Below are 19,634 nucleotides of genomic sequence, written 5' to 3' on the forward strand. Positions count from 1 at the left end.
CTAGTCTAAGAATAGGGCTTTTATTTTGCTGAAAATCAATTCAAGGCTTCTTCTGATATCTACTGCCCCTTCTTTAAAATTACAATATTCCGGCACAGATCAACCTGAAAGCTCTGCACTCTTCACAGGATATTCATTGTTTTTGACCCATTATCCGTTACACTGAAAAACAAACTCAGACCGCACTTAGACGAATTCGAGGTCGATCCATAATGAATATCAAAACCCCAATTATTTTAACGACAGCTTTAATGCTTTCTGTTCCAGCATTCGCACAAACCACGACTCAGTCTGCTAAACCGGTTAAGCCTTATGGTGAAAATCCGAACCTGCTGCATGTCTTTGCTTATAAAGCACAGGAAGGCGTGATTAATACTGCTGAGAAAGTCGGTGAAGCAACGGAAAAAGGCATTGCCAAAATCAAGCCGGGGGTAGACCGGGCCTGGAGCAATACCAAATCTGCAACCTCTGATACACTGCAAAAAGTAGATCAGGGTGCAACTCAGGCAGCCCAACAAACCGGTCAGAAAATCCAGCAGACCAAAGAAGTCTGGCGTGGAAATTCACAACAGGCACCTATCGTGCAGCAGCCTTTAAGCCAGTCGAGTGCGACGCAAAACCCAAATACACCACAGACTCAACCCCAGTCAGGATCAGCTACCAGTTATGCGGTAACCGATTTATAAAAAAAGCCCGTGATGGGCTTTTTTAATTTTTAGAAAATAAAACTATTACCTTGTATCGACGCGATCTATGAATTGACCTGTCGAATCGGCTGACCCTGTTTAAATGCTGCTACATTTTCGACCATTTGATCCACAATCCGTTGTCTTGCATCGACACTGCCCCAAGCATTATGCGGTGTCACAATCAGGTTGGGAATCGTAGAGTCGAGCAGCACATTGCCCTGTTTCGGTGGTTCTACCGTTAGAACATCTGTCGCTGCACCGGCAATCTTGCCTGCACGCAGAGCCTCAGCCAATGCCGCTTCATCGACAATTCCGCCACGCGCACAGTTAATTAAAAATGCGCTGCTTTTCATTGCATCCAGCTCAGTATGACTGATTAAATGGTGGGTATCTTCAGTAAGTGGACAATGCAAAGTTAAAAAATCGACTTGAGGAAGTAGCTCGGCAAATGGCGCACGAGATGCATCCGCCGGACGATTTGGCAGCGCGGCAATAAGCACTTTCATGCCAAAGGCTTCGGCCAGTTTCGCCACCGCATGGCCCAGTTCGCCATAACCCACAATGCCCAATGTTTTTCCGGCCAGCTCGACAATTGGCGCATCCAGCAAACAGAACTGACTGGCTTTTTGCCATTCGCCTTGTTGTAACGCACGTTGGTAAGACAGGAATGAAGTTGCCAGATTCAGCATCAACATGATGGTATGCTGCGCGACTGCCGAAGTGCCATAAGCCTGACAGTTACACACGACGATCCCTTGCGCTTTGGCCGCCTCAAGGTCGACATTATTGGTGCCGGTTGCAGAGATTAAAATGAGTTTGAGTTGAGGGCATTGCTGAATCGTAGCTACACCGATCATCACCTTATTCGTAATGATAACATCGACATCAGCTACACGGGATGCAATCTCGGCAGCCGAGGTCGCCGGATACAAAACCAGTGGATCAAATGCGGCATGCAGTGCCTGAAAGTCTAAATCCTGCTGGTCTAAAGAAGCATAGTCTAAATAAACGGCTTTCATGGCTGTTCCCTCAATCCTGTTTGACAATTTATGTCTGTCATTTAAAACAAGTCATTGAGTCTTTTCAACCCGTTTCCAGCCTGATGCAATTAATCCAGCGGTTTATCCATATGATTACGTAGTGACTTGCGAATTCGATACACCACATACACGGACAGAATAATCATAAAGATGATGGACGCACTGACCATGATCACTGCAGGATGCACAGTTTCTGCATGCGCCAGATTAGGTAGAACCAAACCGAAGATAAAACATACTTGCATCATAGACATCCCCTTCTTCGTTTCAACCATCGGGAACGATATAATTGGTTTATTATTTATACCGCTTATCTCTATATTATGCCAAGCCCATAACAATTCAAGTAATTGTTTTTTATTAAAATTTTCAATTAATTTGTCTCACTGTGCGTCACAAACTGCGTATTTTTGTCACTATCGTCGATAAAAGCAGCAGCACCATATTCATTGGTACTCAGATTCAGCTGCTTATAGCTAAACATATAAAAATCACTATAGCGCTTTATTAAAATCGGGTGCATGCCCAGATTGAGTTCATCCTGTTCCTTGATCAGCTTCATGATATGCCGGTCATTCATCACCACCAGATAACGTTCATCATTCAGGTTAATACTCAATAAACCATTACCTTTGGCATAAATTGGAATCAGGAATTTATGGTTCAGGGCAATTGCACCTTCTGCATAACTTTCGATTTTATGGCTGATGACATTAAATACCAGACCATGCCCATACTGGTCTAACAGCAACTGACGATTTTCCTGCGGCAAATTCACATGAATGCCGAGCTTGAGCAGGTCATGCTGATCGACCTGTTTATTGCGCAAAAGTTCCCGCAAAATAACCTGTTTCTGGCTGGCATCAAAAAACTGGTTATCCAGTTGCAGATCGTTATTTTTCAGAATGTGTCCCAAGGCCATGCGGTGCCGTGGCAAGACATTTTCGATCACCTTGCGGTAGTAGAACTTGCTGTTTTTCTTGACCCGACGCATTTTCTGGTAGAAATAACTTGGCTCATATTCATGCACCAAAAAGTCATAGAGCAATTCGGAACTAGCCAAAACTGCGATCGCATCATGTCCGGTAAAAGGCAAATGCAGCACATGATGATGCGGAATCAGCGCCTCTAATTTCAGATAATGGGCACGATCTTCGGCACAGTAAGGATCATAGACAATAATATATTCACATGCAGGCTCGATATCCTGAGCTTCAACCCGCATATTGGCATTCAGCTCTGGCTGATAGAACATGTTATAGCGGGCATCATGTACATCTTCCGGATCGATCGAGTATTGCGGCACCATCGCCACCACCCGTTGTACGCCCAAGGCACGGGAATATTTAATTGCAGCATAGCCACCCATCGAGCCACCATAGGCAATACGCTGCTGAAACGGCGCAATCAGATCTGCGATGGCTTGCAACATGTTCCACATGGAACCTTGCGGAAACCAGGATTTATGCTTGGGCATAATACCAAGCACATTAAACTCGAATTTCGCCAGTGACTTTTCTGCATTGATGTTGAGGCCCTTGGCACGGGTAATCAAATCGCCAAATGAAAAAATCAGTTCTGAAGAAGATCCCGGCATAAAAATCGCACGTATATGTTCATCTTCAAAAACAATCTGCTTGTCCATAACTTTCCCATGCTGGTAAATCGAACCCTTCCACAACAATTCAGTCAATGAACGCTGTCAAAAAAGTGAATATGCTATTTTATATCGATCAAAAAGATTAAAAAGCGCAAAATATGACACAATCATTACATCCTGCAGCAAAACGGGGTTTTAGTGCGTCGGCTGAGCTCTATCAGCAAGTGCGTCCCGATTATCCGGCAGAAATCAGCCAGTGGCTGAGTGAAACGTTGGCTTTGCCTGCAGATGCGCATGTTTTGGATTTGGGTAGTGGAACTGGCAAGTTTATCCCCTATTTACGCCCGCTCAGTAAGCACATTATCGCAATTGATCCTGTCCCGGAAATGCTGGCTCAATTAAAACAGGCGCATCCGGACATTCATGCTCTTGAAGGCGTTAGCCATCAACTTCCCCTGCCTGATCATAGCCTGAATGCGGTATTTTGTGCACAGTCATTTCACTGGTTTGCCGATTCTGCTACCTTACAAGAATTAGATCGGGTACTCAAACCGCAGGGTTATCTGGTGTTAATTTGGAATCAGCGCGATACTCGGATCGACTGGGTTCAGGCCTTGGCCGATTGTATTGCCCCCTTGGAAGGCGATACGCCGCGCTATCATAGCGGCACCTGGCGCGAGGTCTTTGCACAGCAAACGCTATTTCAGCCCTATGCAGAAACCACAATGACCCAGCAACAGCATGGCAGTGTCGAGCAGGTGGTATCCAAGCGGCTGCTCTCGACTAGTTTTATTGCAGCCATGCCTGAACAGCAGCAGGCACAGTTAAAACAACAATTTGAACAGATCATCCAGCAATATACAGCCAAAAGCGCAGAGGAAATGATCGATTTTCCTTATGTCACCCATATCTATGTGTTCAAGAAAAGTAATTAAAAACAGGAGGCGATCATGCATAAAATACCAGGAATGACACGAACGCTGTTGTTCGCTGCGGCCATGCTGCTGATGGCATGTGACCAGAAAACGACCGAAACTCCGACTGAAGCGACAACAGATAATACGGCTTCAGATCAAGTCATGCAGGAACTGAAAACCGAGCCACTGAAAGACTTCCCTAAAACTGCTGATGATCCGCATGATATTGCTGCATTGACAGATTATGAACAGCGCTTTCAGGAAATGAGCAGCGACTTGGAAAAAGAATTAAACAGCATGCGCGATGATGAAAATATGACAGAAGAATTTGTCCAGCAACGTCAGCGTGATCATGTCCAGTCAGCATTGAATATGTTGAAGGCTTTAGAACTGAAAACCGAACAGGGCCGTTATATTCAGGGCTTAATGTATCAATACTGGGAACATCAGGACAAATTACTCAATACTCCCAAGACTCAAGCTACACCCGTGAATGAAGCCAGTGAGAATGTCAAAGGTCTAGGGAAATATCTACACGCCCAAGAACAACTGGAACGCTGGCGTTCGCAATATCCGGATCTCGCCAAGAAAGAACCCGCTTCCCGGCAAGTGAAGGAATAGTCTAGGATGCTAGATTGGCACACAGCTTAGATAAAATACAAAAATAATCTAAGCTGAACTGGCAGCTTTAAAACAGCGTGAATGAACAAGGCCGGATCTGTTGAGTCTGCATTCAGTATAAATACTAGATCATCCTAGCTATAAAATGACTTAATCTGCTGTCAGAAACTGATGCACACCTTCACCCGCTGCACGCCCTGTGGCAAAACAGGCTGTCAGTAGATAACCGCCGGTCGGTGCATCCCAGTCCAGCATTTCTCCGCAAAGAAATACATGTGGGTTAGATTTCAATTGTAGCTGTTCTGACAACACTTCACGCTTGACACCACCTGCACAGCTAATCGCCTCTTCAATCGGGCGGAAACCTGTGAGTGGAAGGGTCAAATGTTTAATTTTTTTGGCTAATTCAGCAGCATCTTGCCATACCGCTTTGGCTACCAATTCCCGTACTAAGGCCGCCTTGGCACCGTCCAATCCAGCTTTACGCCAGACATTAGTTAAAGACTGCTTCTTACTTGGCTGTAATTTTTGCGCAAGCTGTTCCATGCTTTGATTTGGGAAGAGGTCCAGATGCAGCTGCATCGGCTGCCCCTGTTTAAGCTGCTCACGTAAGCCACGACCCTGCTTATAGATCAGACCACTTTCCAGACCATAATGACTGATCACGATATCGCCGATGGTCTTTTCACCTTGCCCAACCCATGCTGCAACACGTTTCAGCGGCTGACCAAAGACTGGCTGCATAAACCGAGACCAAGGATATTCCACTCCGGCATTACTGGCTTGGAAAGGCTCAATTTCATCCGGTTTCAGCCATGCTTGCCATGCACCATCACTCCCCAACGCTGACCAAGACACTGCCCCACAAGCCAGAATAATGGCATCAAAATGTTCAGTGCGATATTCATTATTTTTCAGATCATGCAGCTCAAGCTGTTGTTGCTCTAACTGGCTGACTTTATGCCGGTAATGAAACTGAACATCATCACTGGCCAAACGCTTGAGCCAGGCACGCAGCAAGGGCGCGGCTTTCATCTCTGTAGGAAATACCCGGCCAGACGAACCGATATAAGGTTCAATACCAAGCTGCTTCATCCAGTCTTGAATCCAGAGCGCATCCCAGCGTTTGATCCAGGGAGACAACCACTCCATCTGATCATAACGTTGTACAAACTGTGGCACAGGCTCGGCATGGGAAATATTCAGACCGGTCTTTCCTGCCATCAGGAGTTTTCGCGCGGCAGACGGCTTTTGCTCATAGACATGCAACTCATAATCAAACTGACTGAGCACTTCTGCTGCCATTAAGCCTGCAGGGCCTGCGCCCACAATAGCAATGCGTTTGCTCATCTGATTATTCCGCGACGGTGGCATTCTGCCCTTGCAAAGGCTGGAAATCATCAAAGCGCGTTACATATCTTTCAGGCTTGCTGATGATCAGTTGCTGGCATAGTTCACCGCGCTCCAGATATTTAATTTCAAAATGGGTACGCGCCGAATCTGCAGCAATCACTTCTTTGACAAAAGGTAGCTTCCAGAGCTCTCGCACTTGTATTTCTGCTTCTTCGATATAGGCAGGAATATTACTGGCCAAAGTAATCGTTCCCCCGGTTTTCAGGCGGGAAAGTAGAAACTCAAAAAATGGCATATTGACCCAGCGCTGTGCCGGATTATGCGGTTCAGGATTTGGATATAAAATAAAGAATTGTTCGACCTGCTGCGGATACAGTGCATGCACGATCCACGGTAAAGCATCGGCATGAACGGTTTGTAAATTAGTTTGACCCTCAACAGCATGCTGTTTTTGCATTGCCAGAAATTTTTCACGGGTACGTTCAATTGCAATCAGTTGAGTGTCGGGATTGTTCTTGCTGAATAACAAGGCATGTTTACCTTTACCCGCTCCCACTTCGACGCAGACCGGTTCAGGACTGATGCTTTGAAAATCACGGGGCGCATGCATACGCTGTGCTTGAAATTGACGAATCGGCATAATCAGATCAAACTAATAAAAACCGCATAAGTCTAACAAGCGCGGCTATATTTGCCTAATCGAACCTTTATTTTTCTTTGGAGTCGTCCCATGCCTACCACTTTAAACTGTCCGCGCTGTGGCAAGCTGACCACATGGGAAGATAATGAATTCCGTCCTTTTTGCTCAGAACGTTGCAAGATGATTGATCTGGGGGCTTGGGCCAATGAGGAATATAGTTTGCCCACCCAAGATGCACCGCAAGCCGATAACAGCGAAGAATAAAGGTCTTCCCTGTCGAAAATTCTGTCTGAAAGCAGAATCTTGTCGAAATTAAGTAAATAAATCATATGAGTTTTATAAAATTACTTAGATAAAGCAACACGAATTAACATCTTTCATAAAGCCTTAGTATTATTGTTCTACTCTAAATTTTCACATTATTTTTAGAGCAATAATATGGGTTATATTATTTTAAGAGTCATATTAATTGGGGTTGGTCTACTCGCACTTCTTTCGTTGGGAGTCGGCATTTTCCAACAAGATAGTTTATTTATTGTATTGGGTGTGCTTTTTGCTTTTGCCGCTTGGCTCATACACATGCAAACGCGACAACTTCGCAATAATCCCTTTTCAGAATAAAAATAAAAGACCAAACTATATTGGTCTTTTATTTACGCTTTTAACCCGCTTTACCTGCAACAAAAGGATTATGCTGCTTTTCAAAACCAATGGTGCTAATCGGACCATGTCCTGAAATGAATTGGGTTTCATCTGGCAGGCTGAAACATTCTCGCTGAATTGAATCTAAGAGCTGTTGATGGTTGCCACGCGGGAAATCAGTCCGGCCAATCGAGCCTTTAAACAATACATCCCCTGTCCATAACAAGTCATAATTTTTGTTATAGAACATCACGTGACCCGGCGTATGGCCTGGAGCAAAACGCACTTCGAACTCCTCATTGCCGAGTTTGAGCACTTCACCACCTTCCAGCCACTGGGTCACTTCAACTTTTTCCGGAATCGGAAAACCATAACGTGCCGAAACTTCTTGAATCATGTCAAGCCAGAATGCATCTTCCTTATGTGGTCCGATTACCGGTACATTCCAGGCCTTTTTTAATGCACCCACCGCACCCGCATGATCCAGATGGCCATGAGTGAGCCACAAGGCTTTAACCGTTAAACCCAGCGCTTCAACTTCAGCTTTGAGTTTTTCAGGTTCGCCCCCCGCATCAATCAAAATGGCTTCTTTAGTGTCCGCATCCCAAACGATCGAACAGTTTTGCTGAAATGCAGTAACTGGAACAATTTTGACTTGTAACATGGGGTGAAAAACCTCGGGCAAGTTAATGGGCAAGTGTCTGTGTCAATGCATCCAGATTAGCCTGAAGCAGACTGTTGAGCAATCGCAAATGATCTTCACGGCTATTTAATGCCGGAATGTAACTATAGCTTTCACCGCCCATTGCTTTAAAAGTCTCGGCATTTTCGATTGCCAGCTCTTCAAGCGTTTCCAGACAGTCCGCGGAAAATGCCGGACTCATCACTTGAATTGATTTCACCCCTTGCTTGGCCCAATCTTCCAGCAAAACATCGGTATAGGGCTTGATCCATTCCTGCTTGCCAAAACGTGACTGGAAGCTGATCGCATATTGATCTTCATTTAAACCTAGTGCTTCCGCCACCAATTTACCCGTGATGCGGCAACGGTCGGCATAAGGATCACCTTTATCAGCATAGGGCTGTGGAATGCCGTGGAAAGACATCAATAATTTCTCTGGCTGACCATGAATTGCCTGATAATCACGTACACTTTGAGCCAATGACTGGATAAATAAAGGATGTTGATAATAATCCCGGATCACTGTCAAACCGGGTAAATTGCGCTGTTTAACCACCCATTTCGCCACTGCATCGTATAGAGGTGCGGTCGACGTGGCAGAATATTGTGGAAACAAAGGAAATAGAATCACGTGTTCCTGTGGCTGCGCGGAGACCTGTGCCAAGACATCCTGAATATTCGGATTGCCATAGGTCATGGCAGGTACCACATTCAGCTCAAACTGCGGATAAAGTTGGGTTAAATGGGTCTTAACTGCTGCGACCTGCTCAAACAGAATTTCACGCATCGGCGAATCCTGTCCCCATACTTGCGCATAGGCCTGTGATACTCGCTTTGGACGGAAGGGCAAAATGAATAAGCGCAGGATGATTTGCCAGATCGGTTTGGGAATTTCAATCACACGCTGATCAGACAAAAACTGCTTGAGGAAACGGCGTACCGCTGGAACCGTAGGTTCATCCGGTGTGCCCAAATTTGCCAATATAATCGTAATTTTAGGTTTAGCTGGTGAATACATGCAGTTGGTCCATGGTGAGATCAGCCTCTGTACTTTAACAGTTTTCTATTACTTTGCTCTATGGATTAATACGCTGACTTATATTGAAAAGTGCGATCTAAATCCAGCAAGCTGCTGTCCAGCAACTTTTGCGCTTTTGGCGTGATCTGCCACAGCATGCGCTGTCGGTCATCACGACCGGATGGCACAATCCAGTCATTCTGGCGCATTTGAATTTTTAAACTATGCAAGGCACGAATATTCATCTGGGCACGCGCAACTGCATGCGCACGCGGCATCTGCACCCGTGCATCCTGCAAACCAGTTTCATTCAGATATTCATTCATGCGCTTTGAGAAAAACTCTTCAGGCGTGGGATTGACAAAGGTTGAACCCAGCAATGCCAATAATTGTGCCCAGGTGAGTTTTTTCTGAACTTTGATTTCCTTGAAGTTACCATCCTGATAAGCATGCATCCGGTATTCAAAAGAAAAAACTTCATGCATCGCCACTTTGGGTAAACTCAGAAATGGATCGACTTCCGCAGTTCCGCCATCGCGTTCCAGTTGAGCCACTTTGGCTTTAAGCTGGTCAATCTCGTCATGCAGCGCCTGGGTATTTTGCGGACGCACCCAGCCGGTCACCGGATAGCGCTCCAGCATTTGTGGCATGTTAAAACGCACGGCCATTTCCAGATCGCGCAGGCTACGGTAAGTAAAGACCTGATCCACTTCCTGCTGTAACAGTTGACGGAATTCCTTGAATTTTTCCTGTAATTCCGGTTTGGCATCATGCAATGCACTTTCACGTGATGCCGGATCATCATGCATAAACACAATAATCGGTTTTTGCTTGGTCACTGCATAAATATATTCGAGATGCATATAACCGACACCCGATACCGACTGCTCCCCATACTGGCTGCCCAGCAGAATCACGACATAATCACAGTCATCAATCTGGCGGCGTGCAAATGCAGTATTCAGCGGTGTACGCTGTTCCAGTCCCCACGAGAAAAACCCCATTCCTACCAGTGTTTGAGACAGAATGATACGCTCCGGTTGCATTTCTGCCCCAGAGGTTGAGATGAACACTTGGTACCGTTTATCCAGCATGGGCTATCCTCTTCTCCTGTACATTTGGATAAAAAATGCATCATCACATGCTTCTTTACCCAATCTGGCCACCCCAAAATCAAAATATCATTCTTCTTAAATTATAAAAATGAGTTTTAAACTGCACTCATATTATTGACCAGCCATTTTAAATCGGCCGGAATCAGGTGCTGCAAAATCGGTCGGAGCTGTTCAGCATTCTGCCCACTCACCACCAATTCAATTTTCACGCTTTCTTTAGACTCTTGCTCAAATAATAACCCATTTTTAATTAAAATTCGGGCCGTTTGTCTTGCAACCGCGAATCCTGAGTCAATTAATGTCAGCTTTTGACCAAAAATATACTGAATTGACGATTTTAGGAAGGGGTAATGTGTACATCCTAACACTAAATAATCAGCGCCCTGATCTACAACTGGTTGTAAAATCTCTTTTAATGTTTGCAAACAGGCTGCACTCATCTGCTCCCCAGCCTCAACAAAAGGCACCAGATCCAGACTGGTCACAGGCAGGACTTTGACTTGAGCCGGTTCAGCAAAACGGGAAATCACATCTTTAATCAGCTGGCCGCGGAAGGTCGCGGGCGTGGCCAGTACCGCCACAGTTTTCGACTGGGTATTCAGGACTGCCGGTTTAAGCGCGGGTACCAAACCAATAATCGGAAAGTTTTCACCATAATAGTCACGCAAATAATCCAGGCTAAAAGCGGAAGCGGTATTACAAGCCACCACCGCAACTTTACAACCTTGACGATAAAGCCATTCAATCGCCTGAGCCGTCAGGGCACGAATTTCCTGATCATCTCTCGGGCCATAAGGCACATGCGCAGTATCCGCATAATAGACAAAACGCTCGTTAGGCAAATGGCGGGCAATTTCCAGGGCGACTGACAAACCGCCTACGCCTGAGTCAAAAATACCAATCGGCGCATCTGCCGTGGCATTGGGCATCGGGTCTAATAGCTGGGAAATTGGTTGAATAGCGCTCATAACGTTGCAGGTGGCTTGTTTGAAATTTCTAGCGATCAAGCTTAAACCTCAGGTGCTCAAATGCAAGTCTAAATCACCACTTTTCAAACTTAAAACAGTTTCGCCTGCCGGATTTTCATCAAGCTCGCCCATCTCCACTAGATGTAAAAATGCAGCACGCTGGATTAGGGCATTGATCCCGAAACGCACATGCACATAAGGCCGTAGTTCACCTTTATATTCACGCATAAAGATCGGATGTTCAGCATCGACAACAATCAGGTCTTGCGTGGTTGTGCCCAGTTGCAGATAAGTCACTCCATTGATCTCAACCTGATCGACCTGATTGACAAATAAAGGTTCATCTTCAACTTCAATTTCAATCATTTCTACCGGTGTTTTTAGATAGAATTTATCGTTTTCTTTCCAGAGCACCGTTGCAAACAGGTCAATCATGGGCTGGCGCTTGATCAATTGACCTTCGTGCCACCATTCGCCGTTAGCTAAAACCTTCAGATCCATTGCTCCGCAATGCTTTGGCTGCCATTGCTCCAAAGGGGGAATTGACCTTTTGTGACTGCCCTGTGCATCTTTTAAGTATTGTGCGATATCCATTAAATTTTTATCATCGGGATAAGTTACTTTTTTCGTCGGATTTGTGCTGGGTACTGGCTTATCCATAAAAGAAGACCTTAATGACGGAAAAATAATATGTTTCAGCCAATTGGCTAAAACTGGCTTTAAAACTATACTAGCCCAGATTATCAAAGACACCAGCATTTTTGTGTCTAGGAACCAAGAACACTTATGGCAGCACCCAACCATCCGGTTATGGTTGCCACCGAATAGTAATATGAGGAGTCCTACATGGAACACATCGAACGTGAATCGATGGAGTTTGACGTCGTCATCGTAGGCGCAGGCCCTGCGGGTCTTTCTGCTGCGATCAAAATCCGTCAACTTGCAATTGAAAACAACTTAAACGATTTGTCCGTTTGTGTCGTAGAAAAAGGCTCCGAAGTCGGTGCGCATATTCTGTCTGGTGCTGTGCTTGAACCGCGTGCCATGAATGAGTTGTTCCCGGACTGGAAAGAACAGGGTGCCCCGCTGAATGTTCCGGTGACCGAAGATAAAACCTTCTTCCTACTGTCAGATGAAAAATCACAGGAAGCACCGCACTGGATGGTGCCTAAAACCATGCATAACGATGGCAACTATGTCATCTCGCTTGGCAATGTGGTGCGCTGGTTAGGCCAGAAAGCAGAAGAACTGGAAGTGTCGATCTTCCCGGGCTTTGCAGCCTCTGAGATTCTTTACCATGCAGATGGCACCCTTAAAGGCATCCAAACCGGTGATATGGGTATCGGTAAAGATGGCGAACCAACGCATAACTTTACCCCGGGTTATGAATTACATGCCAAATACACGATTTTTGCTGAAGGCTGTCGTGGTCATTTAGGTAAGCGTTTAATCCAGAAGTTCAACCTGGACAAGGATGCGGATCCACAACATTACGGTATCGGGATTAAGGAACTTTGGGAAATCGATCCCGCCAAGCACAAACCAGGTCTGGTGATGCACGGTGCTGGCTGGCCTTTATCTGAAACTGGTTCTTCAGGTGGCTGGTGGCTCTACCACGCGGAAAACAACCAGGTCACTCTGGGCATGATCGTGGATCTGTCTTACACTAACCCGCACATGTATCCATTTATGGAAATGCAGCGCTGGAAAACCCATCCATTGATCAAGCAGTATCTGGAAGGCGGTAAGCGTATTTCTTATGGTGCACGTGCTGTGACCAAAGGTGGCTTTAATTCGCTGCCTAAATTTACTTTCCCGGGTGGCTCGTTAATTGGAGATGATGCCGGCTTCCTGAACTTTGCCAAGATCAAAGGTTCTCATACTGCCATGAAATCCGGCATGCTCTGCGGTGAAGCGGTCTTTGAAGCGATTGCTGCGGGTGTAGAAAAAGGTGGTGATCTGGCGATTGCGCGTGTAGTGGAAGGCGAAGATTTCTTTGTTAAAGAATTGACTGCTTATACCGACAAGTTCAACCATAGCTGGCTGAAAGAAGAGCTATACAACTCGCGTAACTTTGGCCCTGCGATGCACAAGTTCGGTCAATGGATGGGAGGTGCATTTAACTTCATCGACCAGAACGTGTTTAAAGTGCCGTTCACCTTGCATGATCTGGTTCAAGACCATGCTGCGCTAAAAACCCAGGCGGCTGAAAGCTTTAAGCCGAACTATCCAAAACCGGATGGCAAGCTGACCTTTGACCGCCTGTCTTCGGTGTTTGTATCGAACACGGTCCATGAAGAAAACCAGCCAGCGCATTTGAAACTGACTGATCCGTCCATTCCGGTGGAAGTAAATCTGCCGAAATGGGATGAGCCTGCACAGCGTTACTGCCCAGCGGGTGTCTATGAGATCATGGAAAATAATGACGGTTCGAAACGCTTCCAGATCAATGCAGCCAACTGTGTGCACTGCAAGACCTGTGACATCAAGGATCCTTCCCAGAACATCACCTGGGTAACACCGGAAGGTGGTGGTGGTCCTAATTACCCTAACATGTAATTAGTATCCAAATATGTAATTTGATCATCAGATAAAAAATAAACCCGCTTTTAAGCGGGTTTATTTATGGATAAATATTTAGAATTTCAGTTCCTGTCCATTCATCTATTTAATTAAGCAGATTTTTGAAATTTTATTTTCTAAATAAGACAAATCTTTGAGCTCATCAGCCCTTGGTATTTTTAGCCGCCTTTTTTGACTAAATAATGAAATTCTTTATTACCATTTTCATCCAGACGTTCTTCTTGCAATAGCAACTCATGTCCCAGATGCATACAGAATTTTGGAATATCCCAAGAAGTCGAATTATCCGTAGCAAACACCTCAACCACATCACCTGCCTTGGATTTACGGATCGCCTGATGCAACATCATCACTGGCTCAGGACAACGCAAACCTCGGGTATTCAATTGCAGACTTGGAATAATTTCAGTTGGGGACATCGATAGACTCAGGATGGAAAGACCGCCATATTTTAGCATAAAGCTGCGATTACATTGCTGCTTTACATACGTGGCCAGCTCCAAAATCAGCGCTGACTCGCGCGATCAAGACTGCGCATCATATTTACAATAGACAAGCGAATTTTCTGCGGTATGATAAAACCACGTTTTTTTAGATATTAAGAGTCTTCAGGAAAAATCATGCACGAGGAATCAGGCCCGTCGTGGGGTATGCGCGGCTTACGCAAATGGCTGGGAACTGCACCCGAAACTCGCGACGAACTGCTAAAATTAGTACAAGATTCACGTCGATTTTTAGAACCCGATACTGTTGCCATGCTTGAGGGCGTTCTTGACCTCCCGGCAACCAAAATTCGTGAAGTCATGACGCCTCGCACGTCCATGATCAGCTTACAGGAAGATGACCAACTGCTGGATATCCTGCATGTGCTGGTCGAGTCTGCGCATTCACGTTTTCCGGTATTTTCATCCGATCAGACCGACAATGTAGTCGGCATTCTATTGGCCAAGGATCTATTGCCTTTTCTGACTGAACCGACGGCCAAAGTCGATATTCGCGCGCTTATGCGTCAGCCTTTGTTTGTTCCGGAAAGTGCCCGCTCCGATCAGGTGCTGCGCATGCTGAAAAACACCCAGACGCATATTGCGGTGGTGATTGATGAATACGGTACGACTTCGGGTCTGGTGACGCTGGAAGATATTCTGGAAGAAATTGTCGGTGAAATTGAAGATGAACATGACAATGCTGATGAAGAAGCATACTACATCGTTCCGGACAATGATCCGGCTACGGCCAATACCTGGGTGGTACAAGCGCTGACCCCGATTGAGTATTTCAATAATATGCTGGATGCGACTTTCCCTGATGATGAAGTGGAAACCATGGGTGGCTTGTTATTACAGGAAATTGGTCTGGTGAGTGACCTTGAAGGTCAAACCATTGAACTGGAAAACTGGCAATTTACCATTCTTGAGGCAGATTCACGCTCGATTCACCTAATTCGAGCCGTGCGCCAATGAGAGCGTATTTTGATAAGCTGTTGAGTTCTAATCAACAGCAAAAACCGTTGCCGCTGATCTATCCTGTTTTAATTGCCTTATTCGCAGGTGCCATCTTTAGTTTGGCACTAGCCCCCTATCATTACTGGTGGCTGGCCATTCTGTCTCCAGCACTGCTCTATGCCTGCCTGCGCGGACGTACAGCAAAACAGGCTTTTGGCATTGGCTGGGCTTATGGGATCGGCTTGTGGTTTGTCGGCGCATTCTGGCTCTATACCTCGATTCATGTCTATGGCGATACCAGTGCATTTCTCAGCGTTGTAATGATCCTGATTATGGCACTGGTGATGGGTCTGTTTAGTGCCGTTCAAACGTTTGTCTATCGCCGCTTTTTCCCGGAAACTCCTTTAACCTTTGCCCCGCTGTGGGTGCTGTTTGAATGGTCCAAGACCTGGGTCTTTACCGGATTCCCATGGCTATTCGCCGGCTATGCCTTTACCGAACGCTACCTAGATGCTTATGCGCCCTTATTCGGGGTGTTTGGCGTATCTTTCGTGGTGATCATTCTGGCCTGTGCGCTGGTTGAAATTCTAAATAGACGCCTGTTCTGGGCCATTCCTTCGGCAGTTTTATTACTCGGTGCCTGGGGTGCAGCACAACTGACGTTTGTTGAGCAAAAAAATCAGAAGCCTTTAACGGTTTCTCTGATTCAGGGTAATATTCCGCAAGACTTGAAATGGCTGACTGAATATCAGGTGAAGACCTTATTGATTTATGCCAATTTGAGTAAAACTGAATGGGGCCGCGATCTGATCGTCTGGCCGGAATCTTCGATTCCCATGTTCCAGACTGATATTGAAGCCTTTCTGGAAGCCATGAAAGTACAGGCTGAAAAATCAGGTACGGCCTGGGTGACCGGCATTCCGTATTGGGATTTAGCAGAATCACAGGCTGCGGGTTATCCAAAATATTACAATAGTATTATGGCCAGCGGAGATGAATCCGATGGGCTATACAAGAAGCAACGACTGGTTCCTTTTGGTGAATATATTCCACTTTCAGGCTGGTTAAGTTGGGTTCTGCCGGCACTGCAAAATGATCCATCCATGAGTGGTTTTACCCGGGGCGCAGATCATCAAAAACCATTGAATGTAAAAAATCATCCTTTGGGTTCTGCGATTTGCTATGAAGTGGCTTATCCGAATTTGACCCGTCGCAATGCCAGTCAAAGTGATTTTCTGGTGACCGTGTCTAATGATGCCTGGTTTACCGGCACGGCAGGACCATTACAGCATCTGCAGATGGTGCAAATGCGTGCTAAAGAAAATGGCCGCTGGTTTATTCGGGCGACCAATACCGGTGTGACCGCCTTTATTGACCATAATGGGCATATTGTGAAAAAAGCTCCGATGGATCAGGAAGCAGTATTACGTGGTGAACTTCCAGCCATGCAGGGTGAAACGCTGTATATGAAACTCAGCGATTGGCCAGTGATGATCTTCTCGGTTCTGCTTTTGCTTATGGGATGGCGTTTTCGCCCACGTAAAGTGGATGTCAGCTTTAAGTCAAGAAGATAATTTCTTCAAGTCCCCTTTTACAAGGGTGAGCCATATATGGCGCAAGAGGGGAATTCCTGAATATAGCATCTTATCAATTCCTCCTAAGCTCCCTTTATGAAAACGAGGAACACTCAAGGCAATAAAAAACCGAGGTCAATGCCTCGGTTTTTTCATCTCTTTAAAGCTTAAAACTGTACTGCCAGATAACAGAGCATGCTGGCTAAAGACAGCATCGGTACATGACGATAAATGTAAACTACTGTCTGTTCAAATACTGAGCTTTTCTCGGCCTGAATGCGAATAACACTCGCATTTAATGCTGACCAGAAACATAGAGCCATTAAACTGCTCATCAAGCTAATGGCAAAGAAAGCCACCATAATCTGGCTGCTGCCTTCGGTGCTTTGCCATAAATGGACGATACCCTGACTGATCGGCAGCATGCTTAAAACCAGAAGAACAGATTTCAGCATCGACCAATGAAATTGATTGATTTCATCCCCTAAGATTAATGCTTTCATGTGCTTCTCCGTTGGCGAGTCAAGTGCCATTCAGATCATTATGAGCTTTTTTAAATAAATAGAAAGTGTATGTTTATTCATATTTTACGAGAATTGTAATAGATAAATATGGGAATAATTCTTATTATAACTCGCATATCGTCTTTATTATTTAATTATTATAAATATCAATAACTTACATTATATTTAATAATTGATAGTTATTATCACTTCACTTAGTATTGAAATAGCCTATTCAGTGAAGTGATATATGCCATCTATCGAGAATTTATAATGATTCTCAATACAATTTTTCCATAAATCATTTTTTTCTAATCACTTCAAAAGAAATTCTCCCTCTCCTTTTAGGAGACTTGCGGAGCATACTCCTCAGGGAGAGGTTTTTATAAAAACTCCCTCATCTTTTTGTGAAGCAATGCTTCTCATCCCAGAGGGAGAAAGGACGTTCAATATCTATTTAAATATGAATAGAACGATCATTTTTTGATTGATGAAGGATATCTAATTAAGGCTGATAATAAATATCGGCATCTGTTCCTTCACCACCCGATTGACCATCTGCACCAAATGAATACAGATCGAAGCTTCGACCATCGGTGCCCGGAATCACATATTGCAGTTCATTATCCCAGCTGTCTTTTGGAAAACCGCCTTTGACATAACCGCCCGGCACCCAGTTTTTCGCAGTCGCTGGCTGATTCACCAGTGCATCCAGACCACCTTCCTGCATGCTTGGATACTTGCCATTGTCCAGCTTGTATTGATCCAGTGAACCTGCAATGCTTTGTAACTTGATCACGGTGGTATCTACTTTGGCCTTTTCACCGCGTCCCATCACGTTCGGAACGATCAGCGCAGCAAGCACACCGAGAATAACAATCACCACCATGACTTCGATTAAGGTAAAGCCCGTCTGTTTATTTAATTGATTCCTTTTCATTCAATCTCTCTCATTTATTTGCATCATTCAGACCACTTGAATCTTGATCACAGCAAAATTCTAACTGGCTTCTGTTTAAATCATATTATTCATATTTACAATTGGCAGCATGACCGCAATCACAATGACCAAAACGATACTGGCCATCAGTACCAGCATTAAAGGTTCCAGCAAGGCCAGTAAAGTTGAAATCAGGGTGGTCACTTCGCGATCCTGCATCTGTGAAGCACGTTCCAGCATGCGGTCCAGTTCACCGGACGCTTCACCACTTTTGATCATTTGTACCATCATCGGCGGGAAATAACCACTGCGTTCCAGTTGGGTTGCTAGGTTACCACCTTCAGTGACTTTTTCCGCTGCCAGATTGACAGCATCACGGATCACCCAGTTGTTACTTACTGCGGCACCAATCCGCAATGCATCGACCAGCGGCACGCCAGATTGGGTCAAAATGGATAAGGTACTGGCAAAACGTGCAGCATTAATCCCGCGTGACAATTTGCCGAATAAAGGTAATTTTAAGGTCAGACGGTCAAAGGCATAATGCCCGGCAGTGGTTCTTAAAAACCGGACCAACAGGAAAATCCCCAAAGCACCACCGATCAATAAAAATGGCCAGGCAATGCGAATGAAATCGCTGGCTTTCATCAAGGCCACGGTAATCCAGGGCAAGGCATCTTTACTCTGGTCAAAAGTCTTGACGATATCTGGCACCACATAGGTCATCAGCCCCATCACGATCGCAAAGGACATCAGCATCAGGATAATCGGATAGACCATCGCACCCTGAATTTTTTTCTGCATGGCAAACCGGTTTTCGGTATAGTCAGCGAGTTGGTCCAGAATCAGGTCCAGATGTCCGGAACGTTCACCGGCGGCAATTGTGGCAATATACAGTTCAGGAAAACGTCCGGATTGCTGCAAGCCCTGCGCCAGACTATGCCCTTCCAGCACCTTGGAGCGCACCGACATCAGCAGGTTTTGTACATGCACTTTTTCGCTTTGCTTGCCAACGGCGCGGATGGCTTCTTCCAGCGGAATCGCGGCTGCGACCAGCACAGATAGCTGCCGGGTCATGAGGGCCAGATCATAGGCGGTGATGCTTTTTTCAAACCATTTTCGACGATGCTGCTGGTCTTTTTTTTCAACAGGATCAACAGAGACCGGAATAAGTGCTTTATCCCGTAATTGTTGCCGGATCTGACGTGCAGAATCCCCCTCCAGCACGCCTTTTTGCTGCTTTCCTGAAGCATCAAGCGCAATAAACTGATATGCAGGCATTGTAATGCTCTAATTTTCCAAAATTT

22 protein-coding genes are annotated in these 19,634 nt (G+C 45.4%); 8 read left to right on the forward strand and 14 right to left on the reverse strand.

The genetic code is table 11. The annotated features are described in order from the left end of the window. The first annotated feature begins 212 nt into the window (after positions 1-212). Positions 213-686 carry a hypothetical protein gene (locus NI469_RS01615; RefSeq protein ID WP_004729377.1) on the forward strand — a complete coding sequence of 158 codons (474 nt, stop codon included), beginning with the start codon at positions 213-215 and terminating at the stop codon, positions 684-686. A gap of 65 nt (positions 687-751) precedes the next feature. Here NI469_RS01615 and NI469_RS01620 read toward each other — a convergent pair whose 3' ends face one another. The 3 genes from NI469_RS01620 to NI469_RS01630 form a co-directional block, all read right to left on the reverse strand. Then, the gene (locus NI469_RS01620; RefSeq protein ID WP_253174276.1) at positions 752-1,708 is read right to left on the reverse strand and encodes a 2-hydroxyacid dehydrogenase; all 957 of its coding nucleotides are present in this window, start codon (positions 1,706-1,708) and stop codon (positions 752-754) included. An 89-nt stretch (positions 1,709-1,797) separates the two neighbouring features. Next, complete coding sequence (locus NI469_RS01625) at positions 1,798-1,977, reverse strand: hypothetical protein (protein ID WP_004729374.1); 180 nt, start codon at positions 1,975-1,977, stop codon at positions 1,798-1,800. Between the two features lie 125 nt (positions 1,978-2,102). Further along, entirely contained in the window at positions 2,103-3,374 is a 1,272-nt protein-coding gene (locus tag NI469_RS01630) for a hypothetical protein (protein ID WP_253174277.1), read from the reverse strand. 113 nt (positions 3,375-3,487) lie between these two features. Here NI469_RS01630 and NI469_RS01635 point away from each other — a divergent pair, with 113 nt between their 5' ends. Beyond that, positions 3,488-4,264 carry a class I SAM-dependent methyltransferase gene (locus NI469_RS01635; protein ID WP_253174278.1) on the forward strand — a complete coding sequence of 259 codons (777 nt, stop codon included), beginning with the start codon at positions 3,488-3,490 and terminating at the stop codon, positions 4,262-4,264. A 15-nt stretch (positions 4,265-4,279) separates the two neighbouring features. Beyond that, the gene (locus NI469_RS01640; protein ID WP_004647351.1) at positions 4,280-4,867 is read left to right on the forward strand and encodes a hypothetical protein; all 588 of its coding nucleotides are present in this window, start codon (positions 4,280-4,282) and stop codon (positions 4,865-4,867) included. Positions 4,868-5,017: 150 nt separating this feature from the next. Here the strand turns inward: NI469_RS01640 and NI469_RS01645 are convergent, their stop codons facing one another. Together NI469_RS01645 and NI469_RS01650 are read right to left on the reverse strand one after the other, a co-directional pair. Further along, a complete protein-coding gene (locus NI469_RS01645; RefSeq protein WP_253174279.1) occupies positions 5,018-6,217 on the reverse strand; it encodes a TIGR03862 family flavoprotein in 1,200 nt (399 codons plus the stop codon). 4 nt (positions 6,218-6,221) lie between these two features. Continuing rightward, a complete protein-coding gene (locus NI469_RS01650) occupies positions 6,222-6,866 on the reverse strand; it encodes a class I SAM-dependent methyltransferase (RefSeq protein WP_219310114.1) in 645 nt (214 codons plus the stop codon). A gap of 84 nt (positions 6,867-6,950) precedes the next feature. On the opposite strand from NI469_RS01650, the gene NI469_RS01655 reads away from it, so the two are divergent. Next, positions 6,951-7,124 (forward strand): DNA gyrase inhibitor YacG, encoded by a 174-nt coding sequence (locus tag NI469_RS01655; RefSeq protein WP_004278554.1) that lies wholly within the window; start codon positions 6,951-6,953, stop codon positions 7,122-7,124. Positions 7,125-7,298: 174 nt separating this feature from the next. Then, positions 7,299-7,481: a hypothetical protein gene (locus tag NI469_RS01660; RefSeq protein WP_004278555.1), complete on the forward strand. Its 183-nt coding sequence runs from the start codon at positions 7,299-7,301 to the stop codon at positions 7,479-7,481. Between the two features lie 40 nt (positions 7,482-7,521). On the opposite strand, the gene NI469_RS01665 is transcribed toward NI469_RS01660, so the two are convergent. The 5 genes from NI469_RS01665 to NI469_RS01685 all read right to left on the reverse strand — a co-directional run bounded on the left by NI469_RS01665 (position 7,522) and on the right by NI469_RS01685 (position 11,945). Then, complete coding sequence (locus NI469_RS01665) at positions 7,522-8,166, reverse strand: MBL fold metallo-hydrolase (protein ID WP_005245863.1); 645 nt, start codon at positions 8,164-8,166, stop codon at positions 7,522-7,524. 22 nt (positions 8,167-8,188) lie between these two features. Next, positions 8,189-9,202, reverse strand: a complete 1,014-nt coding sequence (gene hemH / locus NI469_RS01670; protein ID WP_044111792.1) for a ferrochelatase — start codon at positions 9,200-9,202, stop codon at positions 8,189-8,191. A 65-nt stretch (positions 9,203-9,267) separates the two neighbouring features. After that, a complete protein-coding gene (locus tag NI469_RS01675; protein WP_004278558.1) occupies positions 9,268-10,296 on the reverse strand; it encodes a DUF4062 domain-containing protein in 1,029 nt (342 codons plus the stop codon). A gap of 116 nt (positions 10,297-10,412) precedes the next feature. Then, positions 10,413-11,285 carry a glutamate racemase gene (gene murI / locus NI469_RS01680; protein ID WP_044111791.1) on the reverse strand — a complete coding sequence of 291 codons (873 nt, stop codon included), beginning with the start codon at positions 11,283-11,285 and terminating at the stop codon, positions 10,413-10,415. A gap of 48 nt (positions 11,286-11,333) precedes the next feature. Continuing rightward, a complete protein-coding gene (locus tag NI469_RS01685) occupies positions 11,334-11,945 on the reverse strand; it encodes a DUF1285 domain-containing protein (protein WP_044111789.1) in 612 nt (203 codons plus the stop codon). A gap of 186 nt (positions 11,946-12,131) precedes the next feature. Here NI469_RS01685 and NI469_RS01690 point away from each other — a divergent pair, with 186 nt between their 5' ends. Further along, on the forward strand, positions 12,132-13,844 hold the full coding sequence (locus NI469_RS01690) for an electron transfer flavoprotein-ubiquinone oxidoreductase (protein WP_253174281.1): 1,713 nt from the start codon (positions 12,132-12,134) through the stop codon (positions 13,842-13,844). Positions 13,845-14,026: 182 nt separating this feature from the next. On the opposite strand, the gene tusA is transcribed toward NI469_RS01690, so the two are convergent. After that, positions 14,027-14,287, reverse strand: a complete 261-nt coding sequence (gene tusA, locus NI469_RS01695; RefSeq protein WP_004729361.1) for a sulfurtransferase TusA — start codon at positions 14,285-14,287, stop codon at positions 14,027-14,029. Between the two features lie 201 nt (positions 14,288-14,488). Between tusA and NI469_RS01700 the strand changes: the two genes are divergently transcribed. Beyond that, entirely contained in the window at positions 14,489-15,328 is an 840-nt protein-coding gene (locus NI469_RS01700) for an HlyC/CorC family transporter (protein WP_005261638.1), read from the forward strand. Next, a complete protein-coding gene (gene lnt, locus NI469_RS01705) occupies positions 15,325-16,884 on the forward strand; it encodes an apolipoprotein N-acyltransferase (RefSeq protein ID WP_253174282.1) in 1,560 nt (519 codons plus the stop codon). Before NI469_RS01700 ends, lnt begins: the two co-directional genes overlap by 4 nt. 167 nt (positions 16,885-17,051) lie before the next feature. On the opposite strand, the gene NI469_RS01710 is transcribed toward lnt, so the two are convergent. The 3 genes from NI469_RS01710 to gspF form a co-directional block, all read right to left on the reverse strand. Further along, positions 17,052-17,387: a hypothetical protein gene (locus NI469_RS01710; RefSeq protein ID WP_253174283.1), complete on the reverse strand. Its 336-nt coding sequence runs from the start codon at positions 17,385-17,387 to the stop codon at positions 17,052-17,054. Positions 17,388-17,892: 505 nt separating this feature from the next. After that, on the reverse strand, positions 17,893-18,327 hold the full coding sequence (gspG, locus tag NI469_RS01715) for a type II secretion system major pseudopilin GspG (protein ID WP_004278567.1): 435 nt from the start codon (positions 18,325-18,327) through the stop codon (positions 17,893-17,895). A gap of 75 nt (positions 18,328-18,402) precedes the next feature. Then, a complete protein-coding gene (gene gspF / locus NI469_RS01720) occupies positions 18,403-19,608 on the reverse strand; it encodes a type II secretion system inner membrane protein GspF (RefSeq protein WP_004278568.1) in 1,206 nt (401 codons plus the stop codon). Positions 19,609-19,634: the final 26 nt, after the last annotated feature.

Source organism: Acinetobacter lwoffii (assembly GCF_024129735.1).
Classification (GTDB): domain Bacteria; phylum Pseudomonadota; class Gammaproteobacteria; order Pseudomonadales; family Moraxellaceae; genus Acinetobacter; species Acinetobacter lwoffii_H.